A 14,417-nucleotide genomic window follows, 5' to 3' on the forward strand; every position below is an offset into this window, starting at 1 on the left:
TCCTTCCCTTTTGTCACTTCACGGTAGTCACGCTCAGCGCTGGAACAATGAAGGCATGCCGACCACGCCGCAAGCCGACCGCGACGCCCGCATGGTGGGGGAGGTGATCGACTGGTTCGCGACGGAGGCCCGCGACCTGCCGTGGAGGCGCTCCGACTGCTCGCCGTGGGGCGTGCTCGTGAGCGAGGTGATGCTCCAGCAGACTCCGGTCGTCCGGGTCGAGCCCGTGTGGCGCGAGTGGATGGCGCGCTGGCCGACGCCCGCAGCCCTCGCCGCCGACGAGCAGGCCGACGCGGTGCGCGCGTGGGGACGCCTCGGGTATCCCCGGCGCGCCAAGAGGCTGTGGGAGTGCGCGGTCGCGCTCGTCGAGCGGCACCGTGGCTCGGTTCCCGCCGATGAGGGGACCCTCCTCGCCCTTCCCGGGATCGGCGCGTACACGGCCGCCGCAGTCGCCGCTTTCGCCTACGGACGACGCGCCACCGTCCTGGACACGAACGTCCGCCGGGTCATCGGGCGGGCCTGGGAGGGAAGGCCCCTTCCCGCCCTGCACCAGACGGTCGGCGAGCGGGAGCACGCATCGTCCCTGGTCCCGGACGATGCGTCACGAGCAGTCGCCTGGGCGGCGGGCTCGATGGAGCTCGGCGCGCTCGTCTGCACCGCGCGGGTGCCGCGCTGTGACGAGTGCCCGCTCGCGGCCGACTGCCGCTGGCTGGCCGAGGGCGCGACCGGGCTCGAGCAGGCCCCCCGGAAGGTGCAGCCGTGGCACGGCACCGATCGTCAGGTACGCGGCCGGATCATGGCGCTGCTGCGCGCGGCGCACGTGCCGGTCACCGTCACGGGGCATGCCTCGCTCGAGGACGTCGAGCCGGGGCAGCTCGACTCGTGCCTCGAGTCGCTCGTGGAGGACGGGCTGGTCAGGTTGGTCGACGAGGAGCGCGGCGCCTACGCGCTGTGAGCGCGCGGCGACGGCCGCACTCCGGCCGTCATCCGCATCGTCCCTGGTTCTAGAGCCACTCGGTCCCGTGGACGGCGTGCGGCTCGATCGCCCTCAGCTCGTCGTCGGAGAGCGGCGCGGCGTCGAGAGCGGCGAGGTTCGCGTGCAGCTGCTCGACCGACGAGGCGCCCACCAGCGCGGACGTCACGCGCGAGTCGCGCAGCACCCACGTGAGCGCCATCTGAGCGAGCGTCTGCCCGCGCCCCACGGCGATCTCGTTGAGGGCCCGCGCGCGCTCGAGGTACAGGTCGGTGATGTTCTTCTCGGACAGGAACGCGGAGTGCGTCACGCGCGAGCCGGCCGGGACGCCGCCCAGGTAGCGGTCGGTCAGCAGTCCCTGAGCGAGCGGCGAGAAGACGATCGCTCCTGCGCCCACGTCGCCGAGAGCGTCGAGCAGTCCGTCCTGCTCCACGCGGCGGTCGAACATGTTGTAACGCGGCTGGTGGATGAGCAGGGGCGTGCCGAGCTCGCGCAGGATGCGCGCCGCCTCGCGCGTGCCATGCGCGTCGTAGTTGGAGATGCCCGCGTACAGCGCCTTGCCCGAGCGCACCGCCTGGTCGAGCGCCATCATCGACTCCTCGATGGGCGTGTCCGGGTCGGGGCGGTGGTGGTAGAAGATGTCGACGTAGTCGACCCCCATGCGGGTGAGCGACTGGTCGAGGCTCGACAGCAGGTACTTGCGCGAGCCCCATTCCCCGTACGGCCCGGGCCACATGTGATACCCGGCCTTGGTGCTGATGAGGATCTCGTCTCGGTACGGCTTCAGATCCTCGGCGAGGATCCGCCCGAAGTTGATCTCCGCGCTGCCGGGGGGCGGACCGTAGTTGTTCGCGAGGTCGAAGTGCGTGACGCCCGCGTCGAAGGCGGCGAGGACGATGTCGCGCATCGTCTCCTGCGGCTTGGTGTCGCCGAAGTTCTGCCACAGGCCGAGGCTCACGCCGGGGAGCTTCAAGCCCCAGCGGCCGCAGCGGCGGTAGTCCATGGAGTCGTAGCGGGCGGCGTCGGCCACATACGGATCGTGAGTCATGCCGCCAGCCTATTGCCGGGCCCGGCCGGTGCCCACCCCAGGCCCGCCCGCCCATCCCGATGTCTCCTGGCGGGACATGAGTGCCGGATCCGCGGCAGATCCGGCACTCATGTCCCGCCAGGGTGCAACGGGGGGCACGGACGATGCGAGCGTCGGCGGGGCGCGGGAGAGGGAGGTCCCGCATCGTCCGGGAACGGCGAAGGCCCGCCGCCCCTTGCGGGGCGACGGGCCTTGCCGAAGCGGTGCGGTCGAGCCGCCCGGGTTCAGGACTCCTTGGGCTCAGCCTCGGGCTTGGCCTCGGTCGTGTCCACGCCCGAGCCGACGATCGCGTCGGCCGTCGTGGGCTCGCCCGTGACGTCGTCCTTGTCGAGTCCCTCGAACGTGAACTCGCCGAGGATGCCCTCGCCCTCCGCGTCCACGCGGACGATCTGGCCCGACGTGACCTCGCCGAACAGGATCTTCTCCGACAGCGTGTCCTCGATGTCGCGCTGGAGGGCACGACGCAGGGGACGCGCACCGAGCACGGGGTCGTAGCCCTTCTCCGCGAGCAGCGCCTTGGCCGCGGGCGTGAGCACGATGCCCATGTCCTTGTCCTTCATGCGCTCGTCGAGGCGGGCGACCATGAGGTCGACGATCTGGATGATCTCCTTCTGCGTGAGCTGCGGGAAGACCACGGTGTTGTCGACGCGGTTGAGGAACTCGGGGCGGAAGTGCTCCTTGAGCTTGGTGCTCACCAGGCTCTGCATCTCCTCGTACGTCTGGCCACCCTCGCGCTGGACGGAGAATCCCGTCGCCTGGCGGCGCGAGATCGCGTCGGCACCCAGGTTGGTGGTCATGATGATGATGGTGTTCTTGAAGTTCACCTCACGGCCCTGAGCGTCGGTCAGCTTGCCGTCCTCCAGGATCTGGAGCAGCGAGTTGAAGATGTCCGGGTGGGCCTTCTCGACCTCGTCGAACAGGACGACGGAGAACGGCTTGCGGCGGACCTTCTCGGTGAGCTGGCCGCCCTCCTCGAAGCCGACGTAGCCGGGAGGCGCGCCGAAGAGGCGGGCCACGGTGTGCTTCTCGCCGTACTCGGACATGTCGAGCGAGATCAGCGAGTCCTCGTCGCCGAACAGGAACTCGGCGAGCGCCTTGGCGAGCTCGGTCTTTCCGACACCGGTCGGGCCGGCGAAGATGAACGAGCCACCGGGACGCTTCGGGTCCTTGAGGCCGGCGCGCGTGCGGCGGATCGACTGCGACAGCACCTTGACGGCCTGCTCCTGGCCGATGATGCGCTTGTGCAGCTCGTCCTCCATGCGCAGGAGGCGCCCGGACTCGTCGGAGCTGACGCGGGTCACCGGCACACCGGTCGACATCGACAGCACCTCGGCGATCAGGTCCTCGTCCACGACCGCGGCGACGTCGAGATCGCCGGACTTCCAGGCCTCCTCCTTCGAGGAGCGCTCCTCGGTGAGGCGGCGCTCGACGTCGCGCAGCGACGCGGCCTTCTCGAAGTCCTGCTCGTCGATCGCGGACTCCTTGTCGCGACGCACGTTCGCGATCTTGTCGTCCAGGTCGCGCAACTCGGGCGGCGAGGTCATGCGGCGGATGCGCAGGCGCGCGCCCGCCTCGTCGATGAGGTCGATCGCCTTGTCCGGCAGGAAGCGGTCGGAGATGTAGCGGTCGGCCATCTGCGCGGCGGCGACGATCGCATCGTCCGTGATGGTGACACGGTGGAACGCCTCGTAGCGGTCGCGCAGGCCCTTGAGGATCTCGATCGCGTGGGCGAGCTCGGGCTCCGGCACCTGGATGGGCTGGAAGCGGCGCTCGAGCGCGGGGTCCTTCTCGACGTGCTTGCGGTACTCGTCGAGCGTCGTGGCGCCGATGGTCTGCAGCTCGCCGCGGGCCAGCATGGGCTTGAGGATCGACGCGGCGTCGATCGCGCCCTCGGCGGCACCCGCACCCACGAGGGTGTGGATCTCGTCGATGAACAGGATGATGTCGCCGCGCGTGCGGATCTCCTTGAGGACCTTCTTGAGGCGCTCCTCGAAGTCACCGCGGTAGCGGGAGCCCGCGACCAGGGAGCCGAGGTCGAGCGTGTAGAGGTGCTTGTCCTTGAGGGTCTCGGGCACGTCGCCGCGCACGATGGCCTGGGCGAGGCCCTCGACGACGGCGGTCTTGCCGACGCCGGGCTCGCCGATCAGCACGGGGTTGTTCTTGGTGCGGCGCGACAGGACCTGCATCACGCGCTCCTGGATGAGCTCGCGGCCGATGACCGGGTCGAGCTTGCCCTCGCGTGCGGCCTGCGTGTAGTTGCGGCCGAACTGGTCCAGCACGGTCGAGCCGGCGGGGGTGCCCTCGGCGGGACCCGAGCCTGCACCGGCGGCGGCGGGCTCCTTGCCCTCGTAGCCGGAGAGCAGCTGGATGACCTGCTGGCGCACTCCACCCAGGTCGGCGCCGAGCTTGCCGAGCACCTGGGCCGCGACGCCCTCGCCCTCGCGGATCAGGCCGAGCAGGATGTGCTCGGTGCCGATGTAGTTGTGTCCGAGCTGCAGCGCCTCGCGCAGCGACAGCTCGAGGACCTTCTTGGCGCGCGGGGTGAAGGGGATGTGGCCGGAGGGGGCGTGCGAGCCCTCGCCGATGATCTCCTGCACCTGCTCGCGGACGCCGTTGAGGGAGATGTCCATCGCCTCGAGGGCCTTGGCCGCGACGCCCTCGCCCTCGCGCACGAGGCCGAGCAGGATGTGCTCGGTCCCGATGTAGTTGTGGTTGAGCATGCGCGCCTCTTCCTGCGCAAGCACGACCACTCGGCGGGCCCGATCGGTGAACCGCTCGAACATGTGAACCTCCCAAAGAGTTGTCCGGCCGAGGCCGGGAGTCGCGGCCCTTGCACACTGCCAAGGGTCGCCGCACGGGAGACACCGCCCCCGTGCGCTTCCAGGCTAACCAGCGCCAAGGGCACCGAATGCCCGTGTTCGCCAGGGGCGTGACACTGTTCACCCACAGGAAACAAGACCTGTGACCGCCGTCTCATACGGGGACGATGCGACACGTCCCGGCAACACGGGGACGATGCGGGGGTTGCGGCCGGGATGATGCGGATAGAGCGAGGGAGGCGCCTGGGTCGGGCGAAATCGCCGTAGGCGCGGGCGGTTCCTAGGCCTCGACGATGATCGTGATCGGCCCGTCGTTGACGAGCTCGACCTTCATGTCTGCGCCGAAGACGCCGGTCCCGACCTCGAGCCCGCGTCCGCGCAGCGACTCGACCACGGCATCGACCAGAGGCTCCGCCACCGGTCCGGGCGCCGCCTGGTTCCACGTGGGGCGGCGGCCCTTGCGAGTATCCGCGTAGAGCGTGAACTGGCTGACGACGATGACGGGAGCGCCCTCGTCGAGCACCGAGCGCTCGTCATCGAGAATGCGCAGATCCGCGATCTTGCGGGCGATCGTCTCGACCTGCTCCGGACCATCGTCGTGCGTCACGCCCACGAGGGCGAGGATCCCCTGGCGGTCGAAGGAGGCGGTGACGACGCCGTCGACCGTGACCGACGCGCGTGAGGCGCGCTGGAGGACGGCCTTCACGGGCGGGTGTCCGGGAGCAGCGGGCGAGCCAGGGTCACCATGTCCCGCCCTTGGGGCCGCGCGAGCCCGGGCGGTGGTGCGGCGCGACCTTGACTCGCACCTCGACGAAGTAGACGAGCACGGCGACGATCGACAGCAGGCCGAAGAAGCCGATGATCCCGCTGCCGATGCCGATCGGCGCGGGAACCGAGATGAACGCGATCAGCGCGGCGATGCCGAGGATCCCGAGCCAGATCGGCTTGGTCTGCTTGCCCGCGGCGACGTAGGCCTCGTTGGAGTACTTCGCGGCGTCGATCAGCGCCCACACCGAGCCGACGAAGGCGGCTACCGAGAGCACGATGATCACGAGGTTCTGCAGAAAGGCGAACAAGTCAGGCTCCTCGGGGACCGGCGATGCGACGCGCACCAGGGTAGCGCGGGGGGTGCTCAGCGCGGAACGGTGGCGATCACACCTCGACGGCGTTCAGGCGACGGTGGCCTCTTCAATGGCGCGGGATCGCTGCCACTGGCGGAGGTGGCGGATAGCCTCCGCGATGTCCATCGCCGCGATCCCGATCGACAGGTAACGCTGAAGGCCCTGCTCGGTGACGGCCAGCGCGATGAAGGCGAGCGCGGACAGCGCCCACAGCGCGGCGTGGGGGAGCGGCGGCGGCTTCCACACGGTGCCGGCGACCAGCACGACGACGAGCGCCAGAAGCGCGAGCACGAGCAGTGCGTTCTCCATGATTCCCCCTTGAACGTGCGCTCATCATGCGCTCGCCGCGCGGTCGCCGCAACAGATGGCGACACGCAGTCACCTGTCAGATGCTGCGAAGGGTCAGTCAGGCATGTCGCCGCCGTCGGCGGCGCAGCCCTTGCCCATCAGCAGGCCCTTCATGGTGGGTCCGACCTTGGGCGGGCGGTCGGCGCTGAAGCCGTCCGCGTTGACGATCAGCTCCTGCGCGGCCGAGAGCGGCCCGCCGTCCGACGGCACGACGAGCGTGGCCGACGGGTCGGTGGACCGCTTGAGCACGGCCAGTGCGATCGGGCCCAGCTCGTGATGGCGCGCGACGGACGTGACGTGCCCGGCGACCGCCGCATCGTCCGCGTCGCCGAGCAGAACCGGCGCCCCGGGTTCGGGGAGCGCGTGCGCGGAGCCGTCGAGGTGAAGAAGAGTGAGGCGACGAGGCGGCCGGCCGACGTTGTGGACCTTCGCCACGGTCTCCTGGCCGCGGTAGCAGCCCTTGTGCAGATGCACGGCGGTGCGCAGCCAGTCGAGCTCGTGCGGCAGCGAGGTCTCGTCGACCTCGGCCGCAGCGCGGGGCCGGTACGCCTCGATGCGCAGGGCCTCGCTCGCCCAGGTGCCGGCGAGCGTCCAGCCCGACGCGAGGCGCGCGTCGACCTCGGCGCCCAGCGTCGCGCGGGGGACGAGCACGAGCCGCCAGGGACGCATCGTCCCCGGGTGCGTGTCGGCCGAGGCCGCGTACGTGGTGCCGCCGGCAGCGACGAAGGGCCACGGATCCACCCACGTGACGGGCTCCCCGTCCGCGGCGGGAGCGCGCACGGCCTCGCCCAGCGCCGCCCACTCGGGCGTGACGTCCACGACCTCGACGCGCAGCATGAAGCGCATCCGGTCAAGGAAGGTCGCGAGCCCCGCGGGGGTCTCGGTGATGAGCCACGTGGTCTCACCGTCGTCCACCGCGGCGGCGACGTGCTCGATCCGGCCCTGCGGGCTGAGGATCATGAGCTCGGTCGATGCTCCAGGGGAGAGCGCGGCGACCTCCTGGGTCGACAGCGAGTTGAGCCACGAGAGCCGATCCGGCCCGGTGACCGTGAGGATCCCCAGGTGCGACTGGTCCACGACCGCGCGTCCCTGCGCGAGCGCGCGCTGCTCCGCGGTCGGGTCGCCGTAGTGCCACGCGACCCCCGCATCGAGGCCGGTCGCCTCGACGGCGCCATGGCGTGACAGCAGGGGGCTCGTGGTCGTGGTGCTCATGGGGGAGGAACGCTCAGGGCGCCTCGGGGGATTCCCCGGCGGGCGCATCGTCCGTCCCGCCAGCGGCATCGTCGAGGCCGACGACCCCGGACTCCTCGCCCGCGCGCGACATCCGCGCGGCGGCATACGACTGGAGCTCCTGGCCGAAGGCCGCGAGGTCCCACGCCCACATGAGCTCGCCCTTGACGTTGCCGTACATGCGGGTCGCGCCGCGCACCTCGGGGCCGCTCTCGGTCGACGCGATGAAGCGTGTCGCCAGATCGACACGGCCGTTGCCGACCGCGCCCATGTACGCCGAGATGACGCCGGACGCCTCGGTGAGGATGACCTCGAGCGGGTGCTGGAAGTCCTGCAGCTCGACGCCCTCGGGCGCCGACGGCGCGACTCGCCAGAAGCCGGACTCGACCTGCCACACGAGGCCCTCCTCGCCGTCGGGACCCATCAGCGTGATGGTCGACGAGTAGATGAGGTACGGGCCGCCGTCGTGGTCGAACGAGAGGCGCTGGCGGAAGGCCGTCGCCTCGATGCCGGGGTAGGAGAGCTCGCCCGAGCCCTCCCATTCACCCACGAGCCACGCGAGGGGATAGACCTCGGGAGCCAGGCCGTCGGGAAGAGTGAAGGTCACCGCGCTCCGTCCTTCAGCAGGCGGTAGGCGACGATGCCGACGATCCACGCGGTGGCGGCGAAGCCGAGCACCGCGAGGACGGTGAAGAGGAGCCCCAGTGCTGTCATGCGTTCATCCTAGGACGAAAGGCCTGCCGTGGTCAGGCGCCGCTCACGCGCGCCTGGTGGCGCGCGTCGCGAGCAGGTAGACCTCGCAGCCCAGGCAGAAGTCGAACACCGCGTTGAGGAACGACGCGATCACGACGAAGCCGATCGCGATGTAGAAGCCGAGCACGACGCCGAAGCCGAGGAACGCGATCGCGAGCACCGCGAAGCCGAGCCCGACCTGCTGCGCGAAGCGCGGCGCGCGGAACGACTCGGTCTCGGTGGGCGGGTCCAGGCGCGGGCGTACCCACTTCTGGAACGCCCACGACTGCACCGTGGCCTGCGGGCCGACGATCGCGCCGGGCATGAACAGCGCCGCGAGCAGGAACGCGAGCACGAGCCCGACGCTGTTCGCGCCGACGACGAGTGCCGCGACAGCGATCACGAGCGTCACGGCCGCGCCGAAGCGCGGGCCGCGTGGGTCGATGCGGATGTCCTTGGCCATGTCTTCCTCCGGGGGTGGGGGTCGTGCCCTCAGGCACGTGCGGGGATTGTAGAGGGACGACGCGGGTGGGCGTCATGCCCTGGCAGGTATCGGGACGATGCGCGGGCCGGGTGGGCGCCCGCGCTGGGGGCTGTCAGATCGCGTACTCGGTGCCGGCGGGCGGGGTCGCGTCGATCGCCTCGCGCGCCTGCGCCTCGGACGGCGCGCCCGAGATGCGGGCGACCACGACCCCGTTCGTGTCGAGCACGAGCGTCGTCGGGGTGCGCATGATGTCGAGCTCGCGCGCGAGCTCGAGTCGCTCCGACGCGTCGATCTCGACGTGGCTCACGCCCTCGTACTCCTCGGCGACCCGGGTGAGCAGCGCCTTGGTGGGCGGGCACTTCGCGCACACCGGGGTCGAGAACTGCACGAAGGTCGCGCGGTAGCCGCGCGGAGCGCCCAACACTGCGGGCGTGAGCGCGCCCGGGATCTCGACGCGCGTCACGCGACCCTGGCGGCTTGACCACCACCAGTACGCGAGCGACGCGATCACGAGCAGGGCGAGCACGATCAGCACTCGAACGAGCAAGGGGGACCTCCGTCAACCGATGAGCAGGCGGCCCGCCAGGTAGACGAGCGTGCCGGCGATGAGAACGGGCGCGATCGCCGAGGATATTCCCGCCCAGCGGGAGCGAGGCCGCGGCTCGCGTCGGTTCATCTCCGCCATCAGCACGACGGCGGCCCCCGTCAAGAGGCCCGTGAGGATGCCGCCGTACCAGCTGAGAGAGGGGAAGAGGAGGCCCATGGCCGCGCCGGCGCCTGCCCCGAGCGTGAACGTGAGCATCGCGTTGACGCCGGGGTTGCGTGTCGCGGCGGAGAACACCGCCGCCATCGCGAGCGTGATCGCGCCGGCGACGACGAGGTCCTCCGCGCCGGGCGTGCGGACCGCGGCCACCCAGGCCGCGCCCGAGGTCGCGATCGCGCCGCCCGCGGCCGTTCCCGAGACCGAGCTGAGCACATGTCCGCGCGGAGAGGGGAAGAACACCTGGGCGACCAGCGCCGCCACCGTGACCGCCGCGAGGGCGATCGCGATGTACCGCAGGTAGGGCTCGCTGCGGCCGACCGCGACGGCGACGAGGGCGACGACCCCGCCGCCACCCACGATGCCCGCGGTGGTCCACCGATGGCCCACATGCACGAGGCTCGACCACCCGATCCCCATGGCGACGGCCATGGCCAGGATGGCGAGCGCGAGGTATCTCGCCCCCAGGTAGCCCGAGCCCGCGACCAGTGCGGCGGCGACGGCGGTGATCGACGCGCGGGATGTCGGAGCCATGGTGGTTAGTCTGGCATGCGCCGCCCCGCTACAGTTAAGCCAATCGGGAGGTGGCGATGGCAGACCTGCTTGTGCTCACCCCGTCCGGAGACGGGGCTGGCGCGGTCCTGCCTGCCCTTTCACTGCTGAGCCATCGGACTCGCGTGGTCGAGCCCGAGCCCGCCGCGATGCTCGATGCGATGGACGCCGACGTGCTCGTCGTCGATGCCCGCAACGATCTCGCCCAGGCGCGCAACAACTGCAAGCTTGTGCAGGTCACCGGGGTGACCGTGCCACTGCTGCTGGTGCTCAGGGATGGCGGGATGTCGATCGTCACGAGCGAGTGGGGCGCGGACGACGTGGTGCTCGCCGATGCCTCGCCCGCCGAGGTCGAGGCTCGCATCAGGCTCATGATGGGCCGCGCGAGCTCCGAGGATCCGTTGGAGAAGGCCGCCGAGTTCTCCTCGGGCGATCTCACGGTGGACGTCGGCGGCTACACGGCCAGGCTCAAGGGCGTGCCGCTCGACCTGACCTACAAGGAGTTCGAGCTCCTCAAGTACCTCATGCAGCATCCCGGCCGCGTCTACACGCGTGACCAGCTGCTCCAGGAGGTGTGGGGCTTCGACTACTACGGCGGCACCCGCACCGTCGACGTGCACGTGCGTCGCCTGCGAGCCAAGCTCGGCTCGGAGCACGAGCAGCTCATCGGCACGGTCCGCAACGTCGGCTACCGCTTCGACCCGCCCGCTCCCAAGCCCGCCGCGGATCCCGAGACCGCCAAGGCGTAGAGGCCTCGGTGAGTCGGGCGCGCCGTGTCCCGCGGCGCGCACAGTCATCCTTGAGCACGAGGGCAGGCCCCTGCGCGCCTGAGTAACCTGGACGTGGATCCCTGTACCCCGACCCAGGAGCCCGCATGCCGAACAAGCCCGCGCGTCTATTCTCGCGACTCACCCCATCGACCGAGCGCACGCTCGCCGATGTGCTGAGGACCGAGCGCGCGGGAGGCATCCTGCTGCTGATCGGCACCGTCGCCGCGCTGATCTGGGCGAACTCGGCGTGGTCGGACTCGTACGAGGCGATGAAGTCGTTCACCATCGGCCCCGAGGCGCTGCACCTCCACCTCGACCTCGCCCACTGGGCGAAGGACGGGCTCCTCGCCATCTTCTTCTTCGTCGTGGGTCTCGAGCTCAAGCGTGAGATCGTCGTCGGCGAGCTGCGACGCCCCTCGACCGCGATCGTGCCGATCGTCGCCGCGATCGGCGGCATGGCGATGCCCGCGATCCTCTACACGGTCGTGAACCTTCAGGACGGCGGCTCGACCGCCGGGTGGGCGGTTCCGACGGCCACCGACATCGCCTTCGCGGTCGCGGTGCTGTCCGTGGTCGGCAAGTGGCTGCCGAACGCGCTTCGCGCTTTCCTGCTGACGCTCGCCGTGGTCGACGATCTCCTGGCGATCATCATCATCGCGGTGTTCTTCACCGACGAGATCGACTTCGTGATGCTGGGCGCGTCCGTGGCCTGCATCATCGTCTTCGCGGTGCTCGCGTCCAAGCGGATCACGTCGCCGTGGCTGCTGTTCCCGCTCGCGTTCGCGGCGTGGGCCTTCATGCACGCCTCCGGCATCCACGCGACCATCGCCGGCGTCGCGCTCGGCATGGCCGTCCCCGCGATCAAGGCCAAGGGCGAGAAGCACTCCCTCGCCGAGCACTGGGAGCACCTGTGGCGCCCGGTCTCCGCGGGCTTCGCGGTTCCCGTGTTCGCGCTGTTCGCCGCGGGCGTCACGCTGTCCGGCGAGGCGCTGTCGAGCGCGATCTCGGATCCTGTCGCCCAGGGTGTCGTCGTCGGTCTCGTGATCGGCAAGCCGCTCGGCATCTTCCTCGCGACGTGGCTCGTCGCGACCTTCACGCGCGCCAACCTGGACCGAGGCATCAGCTGGCCCGACGTCCTGGGCATGGCCTTCCTCGCGGGCATCGGCTTCACGGTGTCGCTCCTCATCGGCGACCTCGCCTTCAACGGCGAGCGCGAGGCAGAGGTGAAGATGTCCGTGCTCGCGGCCTCGGTGCTCGCCGCGGTCCTGGGCGCCGCGATGCTCGCGTGGCGGGACCGGAGCTATCGGAAGACCTACGAGTCGCGCTCGATCCCTGTCGGTCACGACCGCATGGGCGACGCGCACGAGCTCGCGCGCGAGATCGGCGGCGTCGCCGAGCCGGCGCCGAAGCAGGACGGTGCCGACACGCACTGAGTCGTTGCAGCACTGAGCGCGTGCAGCATCGCCCCTCCAGGACGATGCGGTGTCTCAGGGAGTGCGGTGCCTCAGGATGCGGCGCCTAGGAGGACGCCTGGCGCACCTTGGCGCCGGGCGCGGTCGGGCACAGCGCCGCGATCTCGCATGAGCCGCAGTCGGGCTTGCGAGCCATGCAGCGTCGTCGTCCGTGGAAGATCACCCGGTGGGACCACAGCGTCCACTCGCGCCGCTCGATGAGCGCCATGAGGTCGCGCTCGACCACCACGGGATCCTCGTTGACCGTGAGGCCCAGTCGTCGCGCGAGGCGGCCCATGTGGGTGTCCACCGTGATGCCTGGCACGTCGAAGGCGTTGCCGAGCACGACGTTCGCCGTCTTCCTGCCGACCCCGCGGAGCGTGACGAGATCCTTGAGGCGTCCCGGAACCTCGCCGTCGTATCGCTCGACGATGTCCCGGCTGAGTCCCAGCAGCGACTCCGCCTTCGCTCGATAGAACCCGGTGGGCTTGATGAGCGCCTCGAGCGCGTCCCGGTCCGCGTCGGCCATGGCCCGCGCGTCGGGGTACACGGCGAACAGGCCAGGCGTCACCTGATTGACCCGCACGTCCGTGCACTGGGCGGACAGGACCGTGGCGGCCAGCAGCTGGAAGGGCGTCCCGTAGTCGAGCTCGCAGTGCGCGTCGGGGTAGACCTCGGCGAGCGCCCGGTTGATCGCTCGGGCCCGGCGGACGAGCGCCACGGGCGGGGCGGCATCGTCTGAGGCGGCGACGGTCAGCGGGGTGCGGCTGGACATGCCGTCCACCCTAGGTGACCATCGCGTCGCCCACCCTCGCCGTCGCGTCGTCCCGGGCCGAGGAACTCTCAAGAGAGGGACTCGGCGAACCGATAGAGGGGGGGACAGAGGTCCTGCAGGGATGTGTGCCCTCGCGAGCCCCAGGGAGTGGAATGAGCACCATGGCGTCCGCGGAACGGATCGCGGAGCTGCGGCAGCGGCGGCGCGACATCCGCCGTGAGATCGCTCGCGTCCGGTGGTGGCGACGGCTCGTAGCCGCGCGTCGCGAGCTGACCGTCGCCGCGCTCGCGAGGCCGGGAGGCGCCGAGGCCCTCGTGCTCGACGACATCTGGACCGCCCTCGCGGCCGACGCCCCGAGCGCGAGAGAGCTCGTCGCTGCGGTGTGGCCCGAGGCAGGAAGCGTCGCGCCCGGTAGCATCGAGGAGTTGGACACTCTTGATATGCGTCTCGAGGCCTATGAGGCCCGGGTCGCGGAGAACCTGGAGACGGTGACGGCATTGATGGTCAAGGCGATGGGTGAGGCACACCGGCGCGATGTCGCGGAGCGGCGCTATGCCTGAGGCACCCCAGGGTTCCGCGAACACGACGCGCGAGGAGCAGCTGCTGAGGTCATCGCCGCTGTTCGGCGGCATGGACGCGGCCAGCGCGCGCTCGCTGATCGCGCAGATGCCCCGGCGCGAGTTCTCCAAGGGCGAGACGATCTTCAACGAGGGCGACGAGGGCGACGTCATGTACGTCGTCGTCAAGGGCAAGGTGAAGCTCGCGCGCACCGCGCGCGACGGCCGCGAGAACCTGCTCGGCCTCATGGGCGTCGGCGACATGGTCGGCGAGCTCTCGGTCTTCGACCCGGGCCCACGCCTCTCGCGCGCCCACGTCGTCGAGGAGTCGGTGCTCTACGAACTGCCCAAGGCGACGCTCGACGCGTGGCTCGACGAGCACCTCGACATGTCCAGGCACCTGCTGCGCGCGCTCGCGCAGCGCATCCGACGCACCACCAACACGATGGCGGACCTCGTGTTCTCCGACGTCCCCGGCCGCGTCGCGAAGGCGATCCTCGACCTGGGTCACCGCTTCGGACGCATGGAGCGCGGTCACGTGACCGTGCGCCACGGCCTCACGCAGGAGGAGCTCGCGCAGCTCGTCGGCGCGTCGCGCGAGACCGTCAACAAGGCGCTCGCGGACTTCGCCTCGCGCGGCTGGATCGACGTGCACATCGGCTCGGTCGAGGTGTACGAGCCGGACCGTCTGCGCGCCCGCTCGCGCTGACCGCGCGGGCCCGGCTCACACGAAAGGGACGATGCGGCGCTCGCCCGAG

General features: G+C 70.6%; 16 protein-coding genes. 5 read left to right on the forward strand and 11 right to left on the reverse strand.

Annotated features, from left to right (window positions below; translation table 11 throughout):
• Window positions 1–55: 55 nt before the first annotated feature.
• Window positions 56–955, forward strand: a complete 900-nt coding sequence (locus tag AOP78_RS00285) for an HhH-GPD family protein (RefSeq protein WP_062200245.1) — start codon at window positions 56–58, stop codon at window positions 953–955.
• Between the two features lie 49 nt (window positions 956–1,004).
• Here AOP78_RS00285 and AOP78_RS00290 read toward each other — a convergent pair whose 3' ends face one another.
• The 10 genes from AOP78_RS00290 to AOP78_RS00335 all read right to left on the reverse strand — a co-directional run bounded on the left by AOP78_RS00290 (window position 1,005) and on the right by AOP78_RS00335 (window position 10,088).
• A complete protein-coding gene (locus AOP78_RS00290) occupies window positions 1,005–2,021 on the reverse strand; it encodes an aldo/keto reductase (RefSeq protein WP_062200249.1) in 1,017 nt (338 codons plus the stop codon).
• Between the two features lie 263 nt (window positions 2,022–2,284).
• Window positions 2,285–4,843 carry an ATP-dependent Clp protease ATP-binding subunit gene (locus AOP78_RS00295; RefSeq protein ID WP_062200252.1) on the reverse strand — a complete coding sequence of 853 codons (2,559 nt, stop codon included), beginning with the start codon at window positions 4,841–4,843 and terminating at the stop codon, window positions 2,285–2,287.
• A 316-nt stretch (window positions 4,844–5,159) separates the two neighbouring features.
• Complete coding sequence (gene dtd / locus AOP78_RS00300) at window positions 5,160–5,585, reverse strand: D-aminoacyl-tRNA deacylase (protein ID WP_062200256.1); 426 nt, start codon at window positions 5,583–5,585, stop codon at window positions 5,160–5,162.
• 34 nt (window positions 5,586–5,619) lie between these two features.
• Complete coding sequence (locus tag AOP78_RS00305) at window positions 5,620–5,955, reverse strand: DUF2516 family protein (protein WP_062200259.1); 336 nt, start codon at window positions 5,953–5,955, stop codon at window positions 5,620–5,622.
• Between the two features lie 93 nt (window positions 5,956–6,048).
• Window positions 6,049–6,309 (reverse strand): hypothetical protein, encoded by a 261-nt coding sequence (locus tag AOP78_RS00310; protein ID WP_062200264.1) that lies wholly within the window; start codon window positions 6,307–6,309, stop codon window positions 6,049–6,051.
• Window positions 6,310–6,402: 93 nt separating this feature from the next.
• Window positions 6,403–7,560 (reverse strand): CAF17-like 4Fe-4S cluster assembly/insertion protein YgfZ, encoded by a 1,158-nt coding sequence (gene ygfZ, locus AOP78_RS00315; protein ID WP_062200268.1) that lies wholly within the window; start codon window positions 7,558–7,560, stop codon window positions 6,403–6,405.
• A 13-nt stretch (window positions 7,561–7,573) separates the two neighbouring features.
• A complete protein-coding gene (locus AOP78_RS00320; RefSeq protein WP_062200270.1) occupies window positions 7,574–8,185 on the reverse strand; it encodes a heme-binding beta-barrel domain-containing protein in 612 nt (203 codons plus the stop codon).
• Window positions 8,186–8,335: 150 nt separating this feature from the next.
• Window positions 8,336–8,773, reverse strand: coding sequence for a DUF4395 domain-containing protein (locus AOP78_RS00325; protein ID WP_062200275.1), 438 nt, complete (start codon window positions 8,771–8,773; stop codon window positions 8,336–8,338).
• A 133-nt stretch (window positions 8,774–8,906) separates the two neighbouring features.
• On the reverse strand, window positions 8,907–9,341 hold the full coding sequence (locus AOP78_RS00330; protein ID WP_236685247.1) for a thioredoxin family protein: 435 nt from the start codon (window positions 9,339–9,341) through the stop codon (window positions 8,907–8,909).
• A 12-nt stretch (window positions 9,342–9,353) separates the two neighbouring features.
• Window positions 9,354–10,088, reverse strand: coding sequence for a hypothetical protein (locus tag AOP78_RS00335; protein ID WP_062200280.1), 735 nt, complete (start codon window positions 10,086–10,088; stop codon window positions 9,354–9,356).
• 56 nt (window positions 10,089–10,144) lie between these two features.
• On the opposite strand from AOP78_RS00335, the gene AOP78_RS00340 reads away from it, so the two are divergent.
• Complete coding sequence (locus AOP78_RS00340; RefSeq protein ID WP_062200283.1) at window positions 10,145–10,855, forward strand: response regulator transcription factor; 711 nt, start codon at window positions 10,145–10,147, stop codon at window positions 10,853–10,855.
• Between the two features lie 125 nt (window positions 10,856–10,980).
• Window positions 10,981–12,309 carry a Na+/H+ antiporter NhaA gene (nhaA, locus tag AOP78_RS00345; RefSeq protein ID WP_083979611.1) on the forward strand — a complete coding sequence of 443 codons (1,329 nt, stop codon included), beginning with the start codon at window positions 10,981–10,983 and terminating at the stop codon, window positions 12,307–12,309.
• An 85-nt stretch (window positions 12,310–12,394) separates the two neighbouring features.
• Here nhaA and nth read toward each other — a convergent pair whose 3' ends face one another.
• On the reverse strand, window positions 12,395–13,102 hold the full coding sequence (gene nth, locus AOP78_RS00350) for an endonuclease III (protein WP_062200287.1): 708 nt from the start codon (window positions 13,100–13,102) through the stop codon (window positions 12,395–12,397).
• Window positions 13,103–13,254: 152 nt separating this feature from the next.
• Here nth and AOP78_RS00355 point away from each other — a divergent pair, with 152 nt between their 5' ends.
• Together AOP78_RS00355 and AOP78_RS00360 are read left to right on the forward strand one after the other, a co-directional pair.
• Window positions 13,255–13,662 (forward strand): hypothetical protein, encoded by a 408-nt coding sequence (locus tag AOP78_RS00355; RefSeq protein WP_062200291.1) that lies wholly within the window; start codon window positions 13,255–13,257, stop codon window positions 13,660–13,662.
• Window positions 13,655–14,368 carry a Crp/Fnr family transcriptional regulator gene (locus AOP78_RS00360; protein WP_062200294.1) on the forward strand — a complete coding sequence of 238 codons (714 nt, stop codon included), beginning with the start codon at window positions 13,655–13,657 and terminating at the stop codon, window positions 14,366–14,368. Before AOP78_RS00355 ends, AOP78_RS00360 begins: the two co-directional genes overlap by 8 nt.
• Window positions 14,369–14,417: the final 49 nt, after the last annotated feature.

It is taken from the genome of Demequina salsinemoris (genome assembly GCF_000974805.1).
Taxonomy (GTDB): domain Bacteria; phylum Actinomycetota; class Actinomycetes; order Actinomycetales; family Demequinaceae; genus Demequina; species Demequina salsinemoris.

Bases quoted from the DNA above. Each gene is read 5' to 3' on its own strand.
- AOP78_RS00285 (WP_062200245.1), top strand. From the start codon at position 56: ATGCCGACCACGCCGCAAGCCGACCGCGACGCCCGCATGGTGGGGGAG.
- AOP78_RS00335 (WP_062200280.1), bottom strand. From the start codon at position 10,088: ATGGCTCCGACATCCCGCGCGTCGATCACCGCCGTCGCCGCCGCACTG.
- AOP78_RS00295 (WP_062200252.1), bottom strand. From the start codon at position 4,843: ATGTTCGAGCGGTTCACCGATCGGGCCCGCCGAGTGGTCGTGCTTGCG.
- AOP78_RS00290 (WP_062200249.1), bottom strand. From the start codon at position 2,021: ATGACTCACGATCCGTATGTGGCCGACGCCGCCCGCTACGACTCCATG.
- AOP78_RS00310 (WP_062200264.1), bottom strand. From the start codon at position 6,309: ATGGAGAACGCACTGCTCGTGCTCGCGCTTCTGGCGCTCGTCGTCGTG.
- AOP78_RS00360 (WP_062200294.1), top strand. From the start codon at position 13,655: ATGCCTGAGGCACCCCAGGGTTCCGCGAACACGACGCGCGAGGAGCAG.
- AOP78_RS00355 (WP_062200291.1), top strand. From the start codon at position 13,255: ATGAGCACCATGGCGTCCGCGGAACGGATCGCGGAGCTGCGGCAGCGG.
- ygfZ (WP_062200268.1), bottom strand. From the start codon at position 7,560: ATGAGCACCACGACCACGAGCCCCCTGCTGTCACGCCATGGCGCCGTC.
- AOP78_RS00340 (WP_062200283.1), top strand. From the start codon at position 10,145: ATGGCAGACCTGCTTGTGCTCACCCCGTCCGGAGACGGGGCTGGCGCG.
- AOP78_RS00325 (WP_062200275.1), bottom strand. From the start codon at position 8,773: ATGGCCAAGGACATCCGCATCGACCCACGCGGCCCGCGCTTCGGCGCG.
- nhaA (WP_083979611.1), top strand. From the start codon at position 10,981: ATGCCGAACAAGCCCGCGCGTCTATTCTCGCGACTCACCCCATCGACC.
- nth (WP_062200287.1), bottom strand. From the start codon at position 13,102: ATGTCCAGCCGCACCCCGCTGACCGTCGCCGCCTCAGACGATGCCGCC.